The organism is Deinococcus psychrotolerans (assembly GCF_003860465.1).
In the GTDB taxonomy this organism is placed as follows: domain Bacteria; phylum Deinococcota; class Deinococci; order Deinococcales; family Deinococcaceae; genus Deinococcus; species Deinococcus psychrotolerans.
This window is the reverse complement of sequence record NZ_CP034183.1, coordinates 467,352-483,445: the sequence shown is the minus strand read 5'-3', so window position 1 is coordinate 483,445 and position 16,094 is coordinate 467,352. Positions and strand designations below refer to the sequence as shown.

Below are 16,094 nucleotides of genomic sequence, written 5' to 3'. Positions count from 1 at the left end.
GAATGCTGCATCTTCTCGCGCCAAAACTGTAAGTCAAACGCAAATTAGAGGCGACGTACTGGGATAAAGAGCACCTGTGGCATTTGGCTCCTTTGGGCAGCGGCGTAGCAAATCCCTCAAGCCAACAAATCCAGAGCGGTCATGCCCTCAGCAGGGTGCTAAGGCTGCCGCTGAGGCTGAGAAGATCAACAGCTCAGCGGGGTCGCTGAATGGATACCCAGGGCCAGTTTCCTGCGCCAGGCGCTGGAGCTGCCGCCCCGCCGGATCAAAGTACAGCCGAATTTCCTTCCGTGCTTGATTGACCGCACCGCCGCGCCAGAAGGCAAAACGCAATTTTCCCGCCGCATCGTAGGTTTGGGCCAAGGTGGTAAAGCTGTCGCTGGTTCCACCCGCATAGGTCAGGCGGCGCACCGTCCCTGAAGCGTTGCGCCAGCGGTCGCAAGTGGTGTCATCCGGCCAGATGGAGCCGGGAGACATGACCCGGTGTTCCTCTTTCAGGCGGCCCTGACGGTGCGCCGTTTCGACTTGCACCACCACCGACCTGACTTCGGCCACCCCTACGGGCAAAGCGGCGGCCAGCGTAAGCAGCAGCGCTAGCACTTGGCTCCTTTGGGCAGCGGCTTGACGTAACTTTTGAGCGGCGTGGTAAAGCCCCTAGCTCGGAAGCCAGTTTCTTTAATCAGCTGGCCCCGCATGTCATACGAAGCCCGCGCATCCACCATCTGGCCCGCAAAGCCGCTCCACGCCACGCTGACGCCGGTCAAACGGCCAAGCCGGTCATAACTTTGGCGCACCCGTAGGGTGTTGTCGGGGTACTGCTGGCCGTACTGGGCAAACCGGACTTTGCCGCTGGCGTCGCTCATCAGGCGCAGCTCGCCCAGCGTGCAGGTCTTGAATGGCGCGGGCCGAATGGGTTTGATCGGCTTTCTGACGACACCGGCGGCAGCGAGCGGCAACAGCGCAACGAGAAACGTAACGAGAAAGAAGGCCCTCAAGTGGTTCATACGGTCAGTACGGTTGGCACACCCGCAAAGTTGCCGACTCGCCGGAAGTCCCGTTTGGTTTGCTTGCTTACCTGCCATACTTGCCGAATGTTGACGGCTCAAAATATTTCCGTAACCCTCGGCGCGGCCCGCGTGCTGCACGACGTTGATTTGAAGGTTAAGGCCGGCGAAATCCTGCACCTGACTGGCGGCAACGGCGCGGGCAAAACCACTTTGCTGCGGGTGCTGTGCGGCCTAACGGCCAGCGCGGGCCAAATTCAGGTGCAGGGCCACCCGCCGCGCAGTGTGGCGGGCCGCGCCGCCTTCGCCTTCGTGCCCGACGAAGCCGAGCTGTACGACGACCTGAGCGTTGCCGAACATGCCCAGTTCGCTTCACTGGCTTACGCCGCGCCGCTCGAAGACCTTCACACGGCCCTGAACGCCTTTGACCTCGGCCACCGCTTGGATCAGTTTCCGGCGGAGTTGTCACGCGGCACCCGTCAGAAAGTCGGTTTGGCTATCGCTTTGGGCCTCAAAAGGCCGCTGACTGTGCTTGACGAACCGTTCGGCACGCTGGACACCGACTCGCGTCAAGTATTGCGCGACCACCTGAGCCGCCTCGCTGCCGAGGGCCGCTGCGCCGTGCTGACCACCCACGGCGGCGAGTTGGCACAACTGCCCAAGGTGCGCGTCGTGTCGGTGGCCCAGCTTCAAGGGAGCAGCCGCTGAACGGCACCCTGCGTTACCTGCTGCTGATTTCGCTCGGGCGCGGCGGGCTCAATTGGTGGGGCTTTATGCGCCGCTCCGGTACGGTGGTGCTGGCCCTCTACGGCGGCACCTTCGCGGTGCTCTTGCTCATCAGCATTCGGCAGGCCGCGCCGCCGCCGCATGTGCCCGAGATTCTGATCGCGGGGCTGTCGGTGCTGGCCCTGCTGTCAGGCACGCTGACCCGTTGGCCGCCGTTCGGCTTAGATCGCCGGGACGCGGCGCTGATGCTCACGCCGCTGCCGACCCGTCAAGCGCTGCTGTGGCCGCTGCTGCGGGCCGCACTCCCAGGAATGGGCGCGGGGCTGCTGCTGGGAGCACTGTTCGGCATCTTTTCGCAGGGCTGGCTGGGCTTGCTGCTGTTTCCAGCGGTGATGCTGGCCCGCTTCGCGCTGGGCTGGCTGAGTTACACGGCCCGCCAGAACTTGCGCTCTCCGGCTCCGGTGTGGGCGCTGGCGCTGCTTCCGGCACTGAGTGTCGTGGCACCGGGCCAGTTCGGTTGGGGAGCGCTGGGCCTGAGCGTGGCAGTCGTGCTGACCCTGAGCATAGCGCTGGGCTGGCCGCTGCTCTCGGAGCCGCCCGCCCGCCTTCCCCAGCACGCCCAGTCGCTGTGGCTGTGGCGACTCAGGAAGAAATACAAGCTCCCCAAGATGCCGCTCCGGATGGAGCAAGCCCGGCCCGCCCGGCGCAACTTACGGCCCGCTCCGGCGACTTGGGGCGCGGCTGGAGCGCTGATGTGGCGCACCACTCTCAACCTCCGCAGCGCACCGGGCGGCCTGCTCTGGGGGGTGGTGGCGCTGACGGCGGTCATGCTCGGTCTGGTCGTGGCGTTGCCTTATCACTTGCCCGTCGCCGTTCTGATTCTGGCCTTGCTGGTGGGGGCCGAGCCGTTTACCCGCTTGCTGGGCGTGACCGCTTCTGCGACTTGGCCTATTTCGCAGAGCGCGGCGTGGTTGGGACGGGTCTTGCCGGGCAGTGCTGTGGGCGGCGCGGTAGTAGCTGTGCTGGTGCTGATTGGAGCGCTTGTGCTGCGCTTGCCGCTGCTGCAAAGTGGGGCGGTGGTTTTGTCGGCTCTGGTGCTGCCGCTGGCGACGTTGGGCGTCACGGCCCTGCTGGTGCGCTGGCTGGGCGGTCACACCAATGAGGTGCGGCTGGGCAGCGCTGCTACTGTCGCGCTGCTGACAGCGGGTTTGTGGGTGCTGCTCCCGCCCGCTTCGCTGGGCCTCCTACCGCTGACGCTGCTGACTCTTGCGGCGCTGAGTTGGGGACTGAGTAGTTTGGAATTAGGTTAAGCGTAATACCTGCGGCAGCCGGGGAGATTCTTCTGGCTGCCGCTTTTTTTATGTCGGGCTTCAGCTTTTTGCTTCTAAGTACAGCAAGATTACCGTTTCGGGATTCCGCGTCTTGGGCAGAGCGGCACCTATTGGGCCTGCCCGCTCCGCTCGGTTTATCCAAAGATAAACATTGGCGTACTTAGCGCTAGCCCCCTCACCGTTGGGAAGGGGGAGCCAGTCGCTGCGCTCGGCACTGTGTCTTCGCAGCTTTGCTACTGGCTCGTTTCTCCAGCGTTCTTCACGGCTGGCCATTCGTTTACGTGCTGGCCGCTACTGTTTGTAGCTGCTTGGCTTGGGGAGTTGGAAGGCGAAGGTTGACCTTAAAAATGACAGAGTCAGGTTTTTAGCTCCTCCACCTTGAGGGGAACGAGTCGCGGGAGCATTGAGGTTAGGACTAACACAGCTTCGAAGGAGAGCGAGTGAACGGGCTGGCCGTCCCAAGAAAATAAGCCTTCTCTAGTCTGTATCCGGCCGTTACTGATTCAAACTCAACCCTTTCTCTGCTTTGCCGACAGCAGCCGCAACACTTCCCGTGCCGACTGCAAAATCGGCGTGCCCGGCCCGAAAATGCCCGCTACGCCCGCTTCCCGCAGAGCTGCATAATCCTGCTGGGGAATCACGCCGCCCGCAATCACCAGAATGTCGCCCGCGTCTTCGGCCCTCAGTGCTTCGATCAGCGCCGGAATCAGGGTCTGGTGGCCCGCCGCCTGACTGGAGACGCCCACCACATGCACGTCGTTTTCGGTGGCTTGCCGCGCCGCTTCATCCGGCGTTTGAAACAGCGGCCCCACGTCCACGTCAAAGCCCAGATCGGCAAAGCCACTGGCAATCACCTTTGCGCCCCGATCATGGCCGTCTTGGCCCAGCTTGACGACCAGCATGCGCGGGCGGCGGCCCTCGGCCTCGGCGAAGGCTTCGATCTCGGCCTGAAGCTGGGCAAAGTCGGCGTCGCCCGCGTAGCCCTGCGCGTAGACTCCGCTTAGAGTTTTCACCTCGGCTTGGTGGCGGCCCCACACGCCTTCGAGCACCACCGACAGCTCGCCCACGGTGGCCCGCGCCCGCATCGCTTCCACGCTGAGGGCCAGCAAATTGCCCTCGCCAGTGCGGGCGCACTCGACCAAGTCTTCCAAGGTGCGGGTCACGGCGGCCAGATCACGCCCAGCTTTGACTTCTTCCAGGCGGCGCAACTGCGAATCGCGCACGCTAGCATTGTCGATTTGCAGCACGTCCACCGCCGTCGGCTCGCTCGGCTGGTATTTGTTGACGCCCACGATCACGTCTTCGCCCCTATCGATCCGGGCCTGCTTACGGGCCGCCGATTCCTCAATGCGCAGCTTGGGCAGGCCCGAGGCCACCGCTTTGGTCATGCCGCCGAGTTCTTCCACTTCACCAATCAGGCGTCGGGCCTCGTCGGCGAGGTCGGCGGTCAGGCGCTCCATCAGGTACGAGCCGCCCCAGGGATCGACCACCTGCGGAATACCCGTTTCTTCCTGCACGATCAGTTGGGTATTGCGGGCAATGCGGGCCGAGAAGTCGGTGGGGAGGCCAATCGCCTCATCAAACGAGTTGGTGTGGAGGCTCTGGGTGCCGCCGAACACGGCCGCCAGCGCTTCCACCGTCGTGCGAACCACGTTGTTGTAGGGGTCTTGCTCGGTCAGGCTCCAACCCGAGGTCTGGCAGTGGGTTCTCAGAGCACTGCTGAGCGGGTTTTTGGGGTTGAATGGGGTCAGCAACTCCGACCACAGCAGCCGCGCCGCCCGCAACTTGGCGACTTCCATGTAAAAATTCATGCCGATGGCGAAGAAAAAAGACAGGCGCGGCGCGAACTCGTCAATGTCTAACCCTTTCTTCAAAGCCGCCCGCACGTATTCGAGGCCGTCCGCTAAGGTGTAAGCCAGCTCCAAAGCGGCATTTGCGCCCGCTTCTTGCAAGTGATAGCCGCTGATCGAAATAGAATTGAAGCGCGGCATTTGCTTGGCCGTGTATTCGATGATATCGGCCACGATCTGCATACTTGGCGCGGGCGGATAGATATACGTGTTGCGAACCATGAACTCTTTGAGAATGTCGTTCTGGATGGTGCCGGAGAGTTCTGAGAGCGCCGCACCCTGTTCCTCGCCAGCCACGATAAAAGCCGCCAGAATCGGCAGCACCGCTCCGTTCATGGTCATGGACACCGACATTTCATTGAGGGGAATGCCCTCGAACAAAATCTTCATGTCCTCTACCGAGTCGATGGCCACGCCCGCTTTACCAACATCGCCGGTGACACGCGGGTGGTCGGAGTCGTAGCCCCGGTGGGTCGCCAGGTCGAAGGCCACACTGAGGCCCTTTTGCCCAGCAGCGAGGTTGCGGCGGTAAAAAGCGTTGGACGCTTCAGCCGTCGAGAATCCGGCGTACTGGCGAATCGTCCAGGGGCGGGCGGCGTACATGGTGGCGCGGGGGCCACGGGTGTACGGTGGCAAGCCCGGCAAGCTGGGCGTCAAATCCCGCGTGTCAGCGGCGGTGTAGAGCGCTTTGAGGGTCAAACCCTCCGGGGTCAGGCGGCTGAGCGTGCTGGGATCAGCGCCGCGCAGGTCTTTGCGGGCGAGCGCTTCCCAGTCGTTGAGGGGAGGCCCATTAAGCGTGGGGGCGTCGGTCATGATGGCTCCTTGTTTGAAATCATGATAGCGGCATGGCGCGTCTAGACAAGAACACCTAAAGCCTACTTGTAAAGGGTGCGTGAAGTGAACCGCTTCACATCAAAGCATTGAGTCCGTCAAGCTAAGACCATGAAGATGAACAAATGGATGCAGGGCGCGGCGCTGCTCGGCGGATTGACTTTGGCAAGCTGCGCTCCTACCCAGATGAGCGGCGACATGGGCATGATGCGCCAAACGCAGGGCCGTCTCAATGTGGCTCAGCCTGCGCCCACCGTCGGCGCAAGTACCCTGACGCTCAGCAGCGCTCAGTTCCGCGACGGCGGCACCGTGCCGGTGGAGCAGGTCGGCAGCGGCGGCTGCACCGGCATGAACGTGTCGCCCGCCCTGAGCTGGAGCGGCGCACCCACTGGCACCGTCAGCTACGTCCTGACCACCTACGATCCCGACGCGCCCACCGGCAGCGGCTTTTGGCACTGGGTGGTCTACAACATTCCCGCCAGCGCCAGCAGCTTGGACAAGGGTGCAGGCTCAGGCACCTTCAACTTGCCTGCCGGAGCCATGCAGGTCAACAACGACGGCGGCTCGGCGGGCTACACCGGCCCCTGCCCGCCTCCTGGCCCGGCCCACCACTACATCTTCACGCTCTACGCCCTCAACAAAACGCTGGACTTGCCCGCTGGCGCGTCCGCCGCTTATGTCGGCTTCAATTTGAACGGCGCGACGATTGCCAAGACGAGTATTTCGGCCACCTACGGGCGCTGATTCAAGCATGAGCGCCTAACTACGCTCTCGCCGCCGCCAGCACTTCATATTGATCAGTCCAGAACAACGCGGGCGGATTTGAGAGTAAATGCCATTCCAGCGAGTAACCGACTTCGAGCGGCTGCCCGCTGGTTTGTTTGGTGCGGCATAGAAAAAACCTGTTCTGAACCCAGCGGGTGCGGGTAAAGTTCTCGCGCTCCCAGGTGCCGAGTTCGGCCAGCACTGCAAAGTCGGTCAGTCCAGCTTCCTCGTGAACCTCGCGGCGCAGGGCGGTGAACGGGTCTTCACCGGGTTCGATGCCGCCTTTGGACAGGGTCAAACTGCCATCGGCCTCGCGCACGACAGCCAGCCACTGGCCGCGCAAGATGACCGCGCCAACGACGAGGCGCAGAGGCAAGCCAGACGGATTAATCAAGAATGACTTCCCCTCTTGTGGTGTCCAATACGGCCCGTAGGGTCACGGCTGGCGCGGTCTCAATCTCCACCAGCTCAAGAAGTTCGAGTCGTGTCAGCGCTGAACGGAGTTCCTCCGGCTGAGGCATCAGCAGGGTCAAACTTTGCAGGCGCACGCCCACATCCGGCAGCGTTTTGGCTGGCGTGTCGGTTTGCCAATTGATCAGGCTGGGCAGAACCCCTCCCAGCGGCAGCGAGCCGTCGGCAGGAACCGTCAACGTCCAGACGAAGCGGCCACGTTCCAGAGCAAGGGTTTGTCCCTGCGCGGGCAGCGGGGCGGCAACTGTGCTCGCTACCCAGTGAACCAAGGCAGGCCCAGCTTCCAGCCGCTTACGCATAGCGGGCGTGTCCAGCCCGAACCAACGCGGGCGCGTGGGCGCGGGTGCATCGGGGTTGACGGCAATCACTTCCAGATACGCCGCGCCCAAGCTCAGCAAACGGTTGTGGGTGCCGAAGGTGGGATGCTCACCGCCGGGCGAGAGAGAAACGCCCAGACGGTCTTCTAACCACGTTACGCCTTCCGGCAAGTTGCGGGCGGCAATCACCAGATGGTCGATCATGCGCCGCGTGCCCGGCTCATCACCGCGAGGTCGCCCAGCACGATGGCCGCCGCTTTCTCGCCGCTCTCCATTGCGCCCTGAATGCCGCTCATGGAAGTGATTTCACCGGCCAGCAGCACGCCGGGCAGGTGAGTGGCGTGGCCGGGCAAGCTGGCCGCGTAATCAGGCGGCTGGGGGTATTGGGCATACAGAATGCGCTCCACGGCGAGGGTGTTCAACTGCTCCACGCCTGCGCCGTACCAGACGTTCAACTCGGCCCGCACCGCCGTGTCCAGTTCAGTATCCGTCAAATCAGGGTCGCCCAGCACTGTGACGGTCAGCAGGGCTTGACCGGCGGGGGCACGTTCGGACAGCAGGTGGCTGAGCCACTGTGCATTATTGATTAGCCCCTCACGCGGATTGAGCATCAAACGGTACTCAGCGTCGAGCGCCGAGGAACTGGAGTAATACAGGTAAGTGCTGCTGACTTTGCCGCGCCCGATCTCCTCACCGAGAAGCTGGCCCGCGCTGGCCGGGTCGGTGGCCACGATGACCTGCGGCGCTTCCAACTCGCCCAGCGAGGTGATGACGCTCACGCCCCGCCCGTGCGGTGAGAGCTTCAGCACGCGGGCGTTCAGGGTCACGTCACTGCCCGCCGCAAGCTGCTCGCTGATGGCCGACACGCCGCGCCGGGGCAAGCTGATCGGGCCGCTGAGCAGCATCCGCAGGTAATAGCGAAACAGCCGCGCACTCGTCGAGAGGTCGCGCTTCAGGAAAATGCCGCCGAAGAAGGGCGCGAAAAACCGCTCCAAGATGAGATCGGAAAAGCCCAGACGCTTCAAAAAAACGCGGGTCGGCTCGTCGGGGCCAGTCAGCAAGGTATGGGGCGGCACGGCGGCCACCGACGCCACCAAACGGGCAAACATCAAGCGGTCTTTGAGGGTGAGGCTGCCGGCACTCAGCAAGCCGGGAATCACGCCGGGGTCGCGGCGCGGATCGCCCAGCAACTCTGAGCGCTCACCCAGCCGGATGGCGGCAGAAGGCGGAATGCTGACCAGATCCAGCGCCGCCAAATCGAGCTGGCGCTTGACGGCGGGATACGCTTCAAACAGCACTTGGTAGCCTGCGTCGAGTGTAAAGCCGCCGACTTCACGCGAGCGCACCCGCCCGCCGACTTGCTCCGCCGCTTCCAGCACCCGCACCCGCTTGCCGGCTTGCCTCAGGACGCGGGCCGCCGTCAGTCCAGCCAGCCCCGCGCCAATTACGATCACGTCCATGTGACGCAGGGTAACGCATTGGGAAGAATCAGGACGGCGCTCTAGCCCAAATCTTCTTGCCAAGCGGTGCGCTGGGCCAGGTGCGTGGCCATTACTTTGGCCAGCCAGGGCAAAGCGTCGGGCGGCAGGTCATCCGGCAAAAACCAAGCCACTTCCGAGCATTCCCGCGCCGGGTACGGCTCGCCTTGCCACTCCGTCGCCAGATAAAAGGCGTCCAGGCCGCGCAGCGGCTCGCTGCCGGTGTGATCCACATAACGGGTCAGGCCCAGCGAGATCAGCGAGGCCGGATCAAGCGTGACGCCGATTTCTTCCCACGCCTCGCGGGCAGCGGCCTCAGCCACCGTTTCATCGTCCTCGACATGACCGCCGGGGAGGCCCCACAAGCCGTTGCCGTAACTCACACCGCTGCGGCGGGCCAGCAAAATTTTGCCGCCCCGCTGCAAAATGGCCCAAGCGACCAAGTGAAAAGGAGTAGCAGGCATAAATCACTATGGCAGAACTGGGGAGAAGGAAAGCGGCGTTTGTTGAAACGCGGGTGGTTAGACTGAGAGCCGTGGATTCGGATTTCAGCGGCAATTTGAATTTCAGCGGCGAGGTCTGGTTTTGGCGTGGCCCCGCGCCTTGGTACTTTGTAAGCGTTCCAGAGCCCATCAGCCAACAGCTCAAAGCCGCCTCACCGCTGGTGACTTACGGCTGGGGCATGATTCCGGTGAAGGTGGAGCTCGGACAAACCGTTTGGGCAACTTCGCTGTTTCCTAAAGAGGGCCTTTATCTGGTGCCGATCAAAGCCAGCGTGCGGGCCAGCGAGCACCTCAGTGAGGGTGACGAAGTGAGCATTCGGCTGACGCTGCGTTCTGGGTAGTGCCGCCGGTTGCTGCGCTCAAGGACGGCCCCCGCCTCTCCCGCCGCCGCCTCTCTAGGCTTAACCGCTCACAGTTGCTACACTACCCCGTGCCTGTCAAACTCGCTCCGAGCATTCTCGCCTGTGATTTCACCCGACTCGGTGAAGAAATTGAAGCAGTTGCCGCCGCCGAATACCTGCACGTAGACGTGATGGACGGCCTCTTCGTGCCGAACATCAGCTTCGGTTTGCCGATTCTGGCTGCGGCCAAACGCGCCGCGCCGCCCGAACAACTCATCGACGTTCACTTGATGATCGAGCGGCCCGAGCGCTACCTCGCCGACTTTGCCGAAGCGGGAGCCGACAGCCTCACCGTTCACGTGGAAGCCACCCCGCACCTGCACCGCGCCGTTCAGATGACCAAAGCGCTGGGCAAACGCTCGGGCGTGGTGGTGAATCCCGGCACGGCCTTGGAGACGCTGCGGCCTGTGCTGGGCGACGTAGACCTGATTTTGATCATGAGCGTCAACCCCGGCTTCGGCGGCCAGCAGTTTTTGCCGGAAACTCTGGGACGCGTCCGCACGGTTCGCGACTGGCTCGATGAAATCGGCAGCGTGGCAGAGTTGCAAGTCGACGGCGGCGTGAGTGCCAGCAACGCCGGAGCCCTGCGCGACGCGGGCGCGAGCGTGTTGGTGGCGGGCAGCAGCGTCTTTGGAGCGGGCGGTGCGGCGGCGGGCCTAGCACAGCTACGGGCCGCGCTGACGCAGGGCCGCGCATGAAACTGCGGGTGGATTTGCTGCCGCACGGCAACTATTCCGATACGGTGCTGGTCATCGACGTGCTGCGGGCCACCACCACCGCCGTGACCTATTTGGAGCGCGGCGCTGAGAGCTTGCTGCTGACATCGAGCCCCGACGTGGCTCTAAGTCTCAAATGGCAACCCGGCGTTCACGACGACGCGGGCGAGGCGGTTCGCAACGAGCAGTATTTGCTGGGTGGGGAGCGCGGGGGCCTGGCGATTCCGGGGTTTGACTTCGGCAACAGCCCGCAGGAAGCCAGCCAGCAAAACTTCACCGGCAAGACCATCATCATGAACACCACCAACGGCACAGCCGCTGCTCACATCGCCGCCCAGAGCGGCAGCCGGGTGCTGCTGGCTTCGCTCACCAACGCCCACGCGGCGGCGCGGCGGGCCAAGGCGCTGGCCGTCGAAGAAATCGCTATCGTCTGTGCCGGAACCGATGGCCGAGTAGGCTTGGAAGACGTGTACGCGGCGGGCGTCATCGCCGAGTATTTACTGGCCCTCGGCGAACTGAGCGTAGACGACGGCGCACGCATCGCCCTGACGCTGCGGCGCAGTGCGGGCAATCCACTGGAAGCGTTGTCGAGCAGCCAGCACGGCCAGACGCTGGAAAAGCTGGGCCTCGGCGAGGACGTGCGCTACGCCGCCCAAGTTTCGGAAAGTACGCTGGTGCCCGTGATGAGCGAAGTGCAGGACATAGAAGGAGCACTCAGGTTCGTGGCGGCAACTTAACTTTAGAGTAACTCTCCCGCGCCCTTGCTACTTCGCCGCCTGAGCCGCTTCACGCGCCGCTTGCCGCAGCTCGGCAGCCTGACGACTCTGACCCACCTGCCGCGCCCACCACTCCCTGATCCAGATTCTGAAGGCGGCGTATTTGTCGCCTAAAATCATTCGGGCCTTGCGGTCTTTTTCGGTTCTCATGGCGCTGAGCTCGGTGTTGAGCTGCTGGGCCTGAGCGCGGCTTTGCACCGCCTCACCCAGTTTGGCGCTTCTGGCCTCGCCCGCCGTCAGTTGGCGCAGCCCCTGCACCTGCTCGGCGCTGAGGTCAAGGTCGGCGGCGAGTTGCTTGACGTCCGACTTGGAAGCAGGCAGGGCAAACAAGCGGGTCAGCACCGGGCTGCTCGGCCAAGGATCTGTGCGGACGGCGGCAGCAATGGCTGTACCTGCGAGGAGCAGGCCGCCCAGCACCCACCAAGCCGGGCGCGGCTTCGGCGCTTTAAACGCGAATCTGGCCTTCACCGCGCACCACCCACTTCATCGTCGTCAGCTCAGCGAGGGCCATGGGGCCGCGTGCGTGCAGCTTTTGGGTGGATACTGCCACCTCCGCGCCGAGGCCAAGCTGCGCTCCGTCATTGAAACGGGTAGACGCGTTGACCATCACGGCGGCGCTGTCCACATTTTGCACGAACAGCTCGGCTTGCCGCTCGTCGCGGGTCAAGATGGCGTCGGTGTGGTTACCATACTCGGCGATAAAGTCCAGCGCTTCGTCTAAATTTGCAACAGTTTTGAGGCTGAGGGTCAGTGCCAAAAACTCGGTGCCGAAATCGTTTGGGGTGGCCGCAGTCGCCGCGAGCTGGTGTTCTTCGAGCAGCTTGAAGGTCAGCGGGTCAGCCCGCAGTTCTACGCCCGCCGCGAACAGTTCGCGGGCCACACTCGGCAGGGCCAACCGCGCCGAAGCCTCGGTGAGCAGCAGGGTATCGAGAGCGTTACAGGCGCTGGGCCGCTGGACTTTACTATTCAGGATCAGCTCGGCGGCGCTTTGAATGCCCGCCGCGTCTTGCACGTAGCTTTCGTCGAGGTACAGATGCACCACGCCCACCCCACCCACGATCACCGGCACGGTGGCATTTTCCACGCAAAACCGGTGCAGACCCGCGCCGCCGCGCGGAATGATGGCGTCGACGAGGTCGTCGAGCCGCAGCAGTTCCAGCATTCGGGCTCGGTCAGGGTCGCTGATGACTTGCACGGCGTCAGCCGGAATGCCGTGCTGGGCGAGCGCTTCACCGATCACCCGCACCAGCACGGCGTTGCTGTGAGCGGTTTCCTTGCCGCCGCGCAAAATCACCGCGTTGCCGCTTTTGATGGCCAGCGTTGCCACGTCCACCGTGACATTGGGGCGCGACTCGTAAATGACCCCCAGCACCCCCAGCGGCACCCGGCGGCGCGAGACGTGCAGGCCATTGGGCCGCGTCACCTCACCCAGCGTCTCCCCCACCGGATCGGGCAGCGTCACCACATTTTCCACGTCGGCGGCGACGGCGGCGAGGCGCTCGGGGGTCAGGGTCAAGCGGTCAATCAGCGCTTCACCGAGTCCGGCAGCGCGGGCGGCCCGCATGTCCTCGGCGTTGGCCGTGAGGATCTGCTCGGCATTGGCCCGCAGTTGGGCGGCCACCTCGCTCAGCGCCGCGTTTTTTTGCAAAGTGGGCAATGTTCCCAGCACCCGTCCGGCGCGGCGGGCTTGAATAGCCATCTGCCGCACACTGAGCAGTGAGGCGGAGCGGGAACCGGGCAAAGTGCTGGTCATAGGGACAGGGTAGCAAGTTTGGATGAACGCAGTGGACAGAGCGCTGCCGCGAACCAGCAAAAAAACGCCCCAACCAAAGATGCAGGCTGGGGCAAGTTCATTCACAGCTTAGGGAATCAGGTACGTCACCACCAATTGCGCTTTATTGGCATTGTTGCTAATAGCGATATAGTCCGACGCGTTGTCGCCGTTGGTGTCTATCGGGAATTTCATTCGCACTTCGCTGAGATTGCCGCGTGCGGCGCGGTTGGTCAAGTCGTCTTTGAGCCAGGGGCTGATGTCGCTGGCATTCCAACCCGTGGTGGTGCCAACGAAAAAACAGATGCCGGAGCCGCAGGGCGTTTCGTCGGTCAGACCGCGCACGTCGGTACTCAGCGGCGCAATGTTGTAAGCGCTGCCCACGATGGTATTGCCATAAGTCACGTGCTCCAACACCACGCTTTTACCGAGCAGAACACAGAAGAGGCCACTGCAAGAAGAAGCTGGAAACAAGTTGGTGAACGGCGTGCCCACAATCGGCGAATTGACATACATTCTCAGCCGCGCCGACAACACGTTGTTGGGGTCAAGGCCGGAGGGCAAGCTGGAAATATCAAAGCCCACGAAACCCCGCCGAGAGGTGTTGTTGGTAAAGTCGCCCACCAAGATGTCGCCTATTACCGAATTCACGGCAAAGGTGTTGCTGATTTCGCCCACACTGGTGGCCTTGATCGGCAAAGTGGCCGAGAGCTGTTTGTAGGTCTTGAAAGTCGCGTTGGCCGGATTGCTCAGCGCGTTGCCGGCCAAGTCGGTGGCGGTGTTGGTAACCTGAAAACCATAGGACTTGCCCGCAGCGGTGTACGCCAAATCTGCATTGGGATTGACCGTCATCACTGTGCCGCCCGCACTCCAGGTAATGGTGCTGGCTCCCACGTCCGCCGATTGAAAAGCCGCCTGAGCGCTGGCCTGATTCATCGGTTCCGAGAAAGTCACGACGATGTTGGCGTCTTTGGCAACCCCTGTAGCGGCGTTGGCAGGCGAAACCGAGACAATCGTGGGCGCAGTGGTATCGGGGGCGTTGGAGCGGGTCACGGTCAGGGTGGTGGACGTTTCATTGCCCGCCGCATCTTTGGCGTACACGACGATGGTGTTGCTGCCGACATTGAGCGCTGCCGGAAAGCTGAAGGTGTCGCCGACCGTCACGCTCTGGCGTGCGCCGCCGTTGAGCGTGTACTCGATGGCGGTAACCCCGACATTGTCGCTGCTGGTGCCGCTGACGGTGATGCTGGCATTGGTGGTGGTCGGCGCTGCTGAGGCGCTGAGCGTCGGCTTGGTGGTATCGCCTGTGGGAGTTGGTGTGCCGCCGCTGCAAGCCGTGAGCGCCAACCCGAGCGTCAGTACTGCTAGCCCTCGTAAAAAAGAACGCTGCATCTTTGTTCCTCCTTGCCTCTTGAATTCAGAGCAAAGGTAGCAAAAGGAGCGTCAAAAACTTGTCAAAGATTTGGGCTTCAATCTGTCAAACCCGGCGCAGTCCCTTCCTGTGCGTCAGAGGGCAAGCTCAGCGCTCTGGGTTTACCGTTCAGGCCAGCATGCAAAATCAACACGTCGAGTTGGGCGTGCGGCACCAAAAAAGGCAGCCACGAATGAGAAAGGTAGCTCCGCGCCTGCCCCGCTTGTTCCAGCAAGTTGAGGCGCTCACCCCCCGCGCCGCGCCCGTCGAGGCCGCGCAGCACCAAGACGGCCCGCTCGCCGCTGCTGACTTCCCAGATGTCAGCCTGCCCGCTGCGGTCTATACCAGCAGCGTCGCGGTATTCAAATTCATGTGCTTCCCGCAGAAGTCGCACCCCAAAGCCCCCTTGTTGACTGATCGTTGACAGCAGCTTAGCAAGTGAGGCGGGTACACATGCCCCTCAAGTGAGTACCAAACTCATCGAAAGAGTTCGCTGGCCTTAAGACTAACTTAATTTAGCCCTGAATTGATCGTAGCCGAACTCCCGCACGATTTCATAGGTGCCGTTTTGATGCCAGATACCGATGTCGGGATGCTTGACGCCGTTAAAGAAGGAAGTCTTGACCATGGTGTAGTGCATCATGTCGTCAAAGATGACTTGGTCACCGACTTTGAGTTCGTTGGCAAAAGAATATTCGTCGATCACGTCGCCCGCCAAGCAGGTGGTGCCGCCCAGCAAGTAATCATGGGCGAGCTCATTCGGCAAAGCCGCACCGAGGACATTCGGGCGGTAAGGCATTTCCATGACGTCGGGCATGTGGGCGCTGACCGAGACGTCGAGCAAGGCGATCTTCTTGCCGTTTTCCACCACGTCGAGCACGGTGCTGAGCAGCCAACCAGTTTGCCAGCCAAAGGCCGAACCCGGTTCCAGAACCACGTCCACATTCCACTTCTGACGGAAGTCTCGCACCAGCCGGATCAAGCGGTCGGTGTCGTAGCCGGCGCGGGTCATCAGGTGGCCGCCGCCGAAATTGACCCACTCCATTTGCGGCAAGAACTCGCCAAAATTGCGCTCCACGACTTCCAGGGTGCGCTCCAGGGTGTCGGAATCTTTTTCGCAGAGGGTGTGGAAGTGCAGGCCGTCCACGCCGTCAAGGAGATCGGGGCGGAAGTTGCTGCGGGTCACGCCGAGACGCGAAAACGGCCCGGCAGGGTTGTAGAGATCGGTTTCGACTTCGGCGTATTCGGGATTGATGCGGATGCCGATGCCGACTTGTTTGCCTGCGGCGCGGGCGGCTTCGACTTGCGGCTTAAAACGCTCCCACTGCGAGAACGAATTGAAACTCAGGTGGTCGGCCAACTCCAGGAGTTGCGGGAACTCATTATCGGCGTAGGCCGGAGCGTAGACATGCACTTCGCCGCGCATTTCCTGCTTGGCCAAAATCGCTTCGTTCAGGCTGCTAGCGGTGGCTCCGGTGACGCCGTATTCGCGCAGCCAGTGGAAAGTGCTGAACATCGAAAAGCCCTTGAAGGCCACGATAATCTGCGCTCCGCTCAACTTCTGTACCTGCGAAATCAGCGACAGGTTGCGCCGCAGCCTTGATTCGTCCAGCAAGAAGGCGGGGCTAGGAATGGTGTCCCAGGGGATTTGCTCGGCGGGATAGACGTCGGGGAGGGTGATCTGGAATTCGGCGGGAGCGGCAGTCATAAGGCTTAGGGTACAAGATCGGTGAGTGGGCTTTT

Annotated in this window: 18 protein-coding genes; 6 read left to right on the top strand and 12 right to left on the bottom strand. The window is 62.5% G+C overall.

All coding sequences use genetic code 11. The features are described from left to right. Window positions 1-147: 147 nt before the first annotated feature. Window positions 148-600 carry a hypothetical protein gene (locus EHF33_RS02395; protein WP_124867544.1) on the bottom strand — a complete coding sequence of 151 codons (453 nt, stop codon included), beginning with the start codon at window positions 598-600 and terminating at the stop codon, window positions 148-150. Beyond that, on the bottom strand, window positions 594-1,004 hold the full coding sequence (locus EHF33_RS02390) for a hypothetical protein (RefSeq protein WP_124867542.1): 411 nt from the start codon (window positions 1,002-1,004) through the stop codon (window positions 594-596). Before EHF33_RS02390 ends, EHF33_RS02395 begins: the two co-directional genes overlap by 7 nt. An 87-nt stretch (window positions 1,005-1,091) precedes the next feature. Between EHF33_RS02390 and EHF33_RS02385 the strand changes: the two genes are divergently transcribed. Then, window positions 1,092-1,712 (top strand): ABC transporter ATP-binding protein, encoded by a 621-nt coding sequence (locus EHF33_RS02385; protein ID WP_124867540.1) that lies wholly within the window; start codon window positions 1,092-1,094, stop codon window positions 1,710-1,712. Window positions 1,713-1,777: 65 nt separating this feature from the next. Continuing rightward, window positions 1,778-3,040: a hypothetical protein gene (locus tag EHF33_RS02380; protein WP_124867538.1), complete on the top strand. Its 1,263-nt coding sequence runs from the start codon at window positions 1,778-1,780 to the stop codon at window positions 3,038-3,040. A 530-nt stretch (window positions 3,041-3,570) separates the two neighbouring features. Here EHF33_RS02380 and scpA read toward each other — a convergent pair. Next, the gene (gene scpA / locus EHF33_RS02375; protein ID WP_124867536.1) at window positions 3,571-5,724 is read right to left on the bottom strand and encodes a methylmalonyl-CoA mutase; all 2,154 of its coding nucleotides are present in this window, start codon (window positions 5,722-5,724) and stop codon (window positions 3,571-3,573) included. Between the two features lie 129 nt (window positions 5,725-5,853). Between scpA and EHF33_RS02370 the strand changes: the two genes are divergently transcribed. Continuing rightward, window positions 5,854-6,486: a YbhB/YbcL family Raf kinase inhibitor-like protein gene (locus EHF33_RS02370; RefSeq protein ID WP_206431601.1), complete on the top strand. Its 633-nt coding sequence runs from the start codon at window positions 5,854-5,856 to the stop codon at window positions 6,484-6,486. Window positions 6,487-6,505: 19 nt separating this feature from the next. Here the strand turns inward: EHF33_RS02370 and EHF33_RS02365 are convergent, their stop codons facing one another. From EHF33_RS02365 to EHF33_RS02350, 4 genes are read right to left on the bottom strand one after another with little or no spacing between them, the layout of a single operon-like run. Further along, window positions 6,506-6,901, bottom strand: a complete 396-nt coding sequence (locus EHF33_RS02365; protein WP_124867534.1) for an NUDIX hydrolase — start codon at window positions 6,899-6,901, stop codon at window positions 6,506-6,508. Next, window positions 6,894-7,499, bottom strand: a complete 606-nt coding sequence (locus EHF33_RS02360; RefSeq protein ID WP_124867532.1) for a VOC family protein — start codon at window positions 7,497-7,499, stop codon at window positions 6,894-6,896. The genes EHF33_RS02365 and EHF33_RS02360 overlap by 8 nt, the downstream gene beginning before the upstream one ends. Further along, the gene (locus EHF33_RS02355; RefSeq protein ID WP_338135036.1) at window positions 7,496-8,764 is read right to left on the bottom strand and encodes an NAD(P)/FAD-dependent oxidoreductase; all 1,269 of its coding nucleotides are present in this window, start codon (window positions 8,762-8,764) and stop codon (window positions 7,496-7,498) included. Before EHF33_RS02355 ends, EHF33_RS02360 begins: the two co-directional genes overlap by 4 nt. 32 nt (window positions 8,765-8,796) lie before the next feature. Further along, on the bottom strand, window positions 8,797-9,237 hold the full coding sequence (locus EHF33_RS02350) for an NUDIX domain-containing protein (RefSeq protein WP_124867528.1): 441 nt from the start codon (window positions 9,235-9,237) through the stop codon (window positions 8,797-8,799). Window positions 9,238-9,308: 71 nt separating this feature from the next. On the opposite strand from EHF33_RS02350, the gene EHF33_RS02345 reads away from it, so the two are divergent. The 3 genes from EHF33_RS02345 (at window position 9,309) to EHF33_RS02335 (ending at window position 11,130) form a co-directional block, all read left to right on the top strand. After that, window positions 9,309-9,617: a DUF1905 domain-containing protein gene (locus EHF33_RS02345; RefSeq protein ID WP_241191220.1), complete on the top strand. Its 309-nt coding sequence runs from the start codon at window positions 9,309-9,311 to the stop codon at window positions 9,615-9,617. Between the two features lie 89 nt (window positions 9,618-9,706). After that, window positions 9,707-10,375 carry a ribulose-phosphate 3-epimerase gene (gene rpe, locus EHF33_RS02340; RefSeq protein ID WP_206431600.1) on the top strand — a complete coding sequence of 223 codons (669 nt, stop codon included), beginning with the start codon at window positions 9,707-9,709 and terminating at the stop codon, window positions 10,373-10,375. Further along, window positions 10,372-11,130 (top strand): 2-phosphosulfolactate phosphatase, encoded by a 759-nt coding sequence (locus tag EHF33_RS02335; protein ID WP_124867522.1) that lies wholly within the window; start codon window positions 10,372-10,374, stop codon window positions 11,128-11,130. The genes rpe and EHF33_RS02335 overlap by 4 nt, the downstream gene beginning before the upstream one ends. A 27-nt stretch (window positions 11,131-11,157) precedes the next feature. On the opposite strand, the gene EHF33_RS02330 is transcribed toward EHF33_RS02335, so the two are convergent. The 5 genes from EHF33_RS02330 to nspC all read right to left on the bottom strand — a co-directional run bounded on the left by EHF33_RS02330 (window position 11,158) and on the right by nspC (window position 16,059). After that, window positions 11,158-11,637 carry a hypothetical protein gene (locus tag EHF33_RS02330; protein WP_124867520.1) on the bottom strand — a complete coding sequence of 160 codons (480 nt, stop codon included), beginning with the start codon at window positions 11,635-11,637 and terminating at the stop codon, window positions 11,158-11,160. After that, a complete protein-coding gene (locus EHF33_RS02325; RefSeq protein WP_124867518.1) occupies window positions 11,615-12,922 on the bottom strand; it encodes a glutamate-5-semialdehyde dehydrogenase in 1,308 nt (435 codons plus the stop codon). The genes EHF33_RS02330 and EHF33_RS02325 overlap by 23 nt, the downstream gene beginning before the upstream one ends. Window positions 12,923-13,030: 108 nt before the next feature. After that, on the bottom strand, window positions 13,031-14,332 hold the full coding sequence (locus EHF33_RS02320) for an Ig-like domain-containing protein (RefSeq protein WP_124867516.1): 1,302 nt from the start codon (window positions 14,330-14,332) through the stop codon (window positions 13,031-13,033). A gap of 77 nt (window positions 14,333-14,409) precedes the next feature. Further along, entirely contained in the window at window positions 14,410-14,745 is a 336-nt protein-coding gene (locus EHF33_RS02315; RefSeq protein ID WP_206431599.1) for a hypothetical protein, read from the bottom strand. 111 nt (window positions 14,746-14,856) lie between these two features. Next, window positions 14,857-16,059: a carboxynorspermidine decarboxylase gene (gene nspC, locus EHF33_RS02310; protein ID WP_124867514.1), complete on the bottom strand. Its 1,203-nt coding sequence runs from the start codon at window positions 16,057-16,059 to the stop codon at window positions 14,857-14,859. Window positions 16,060-16,094 lie beyond the last annotated feature (35 nt).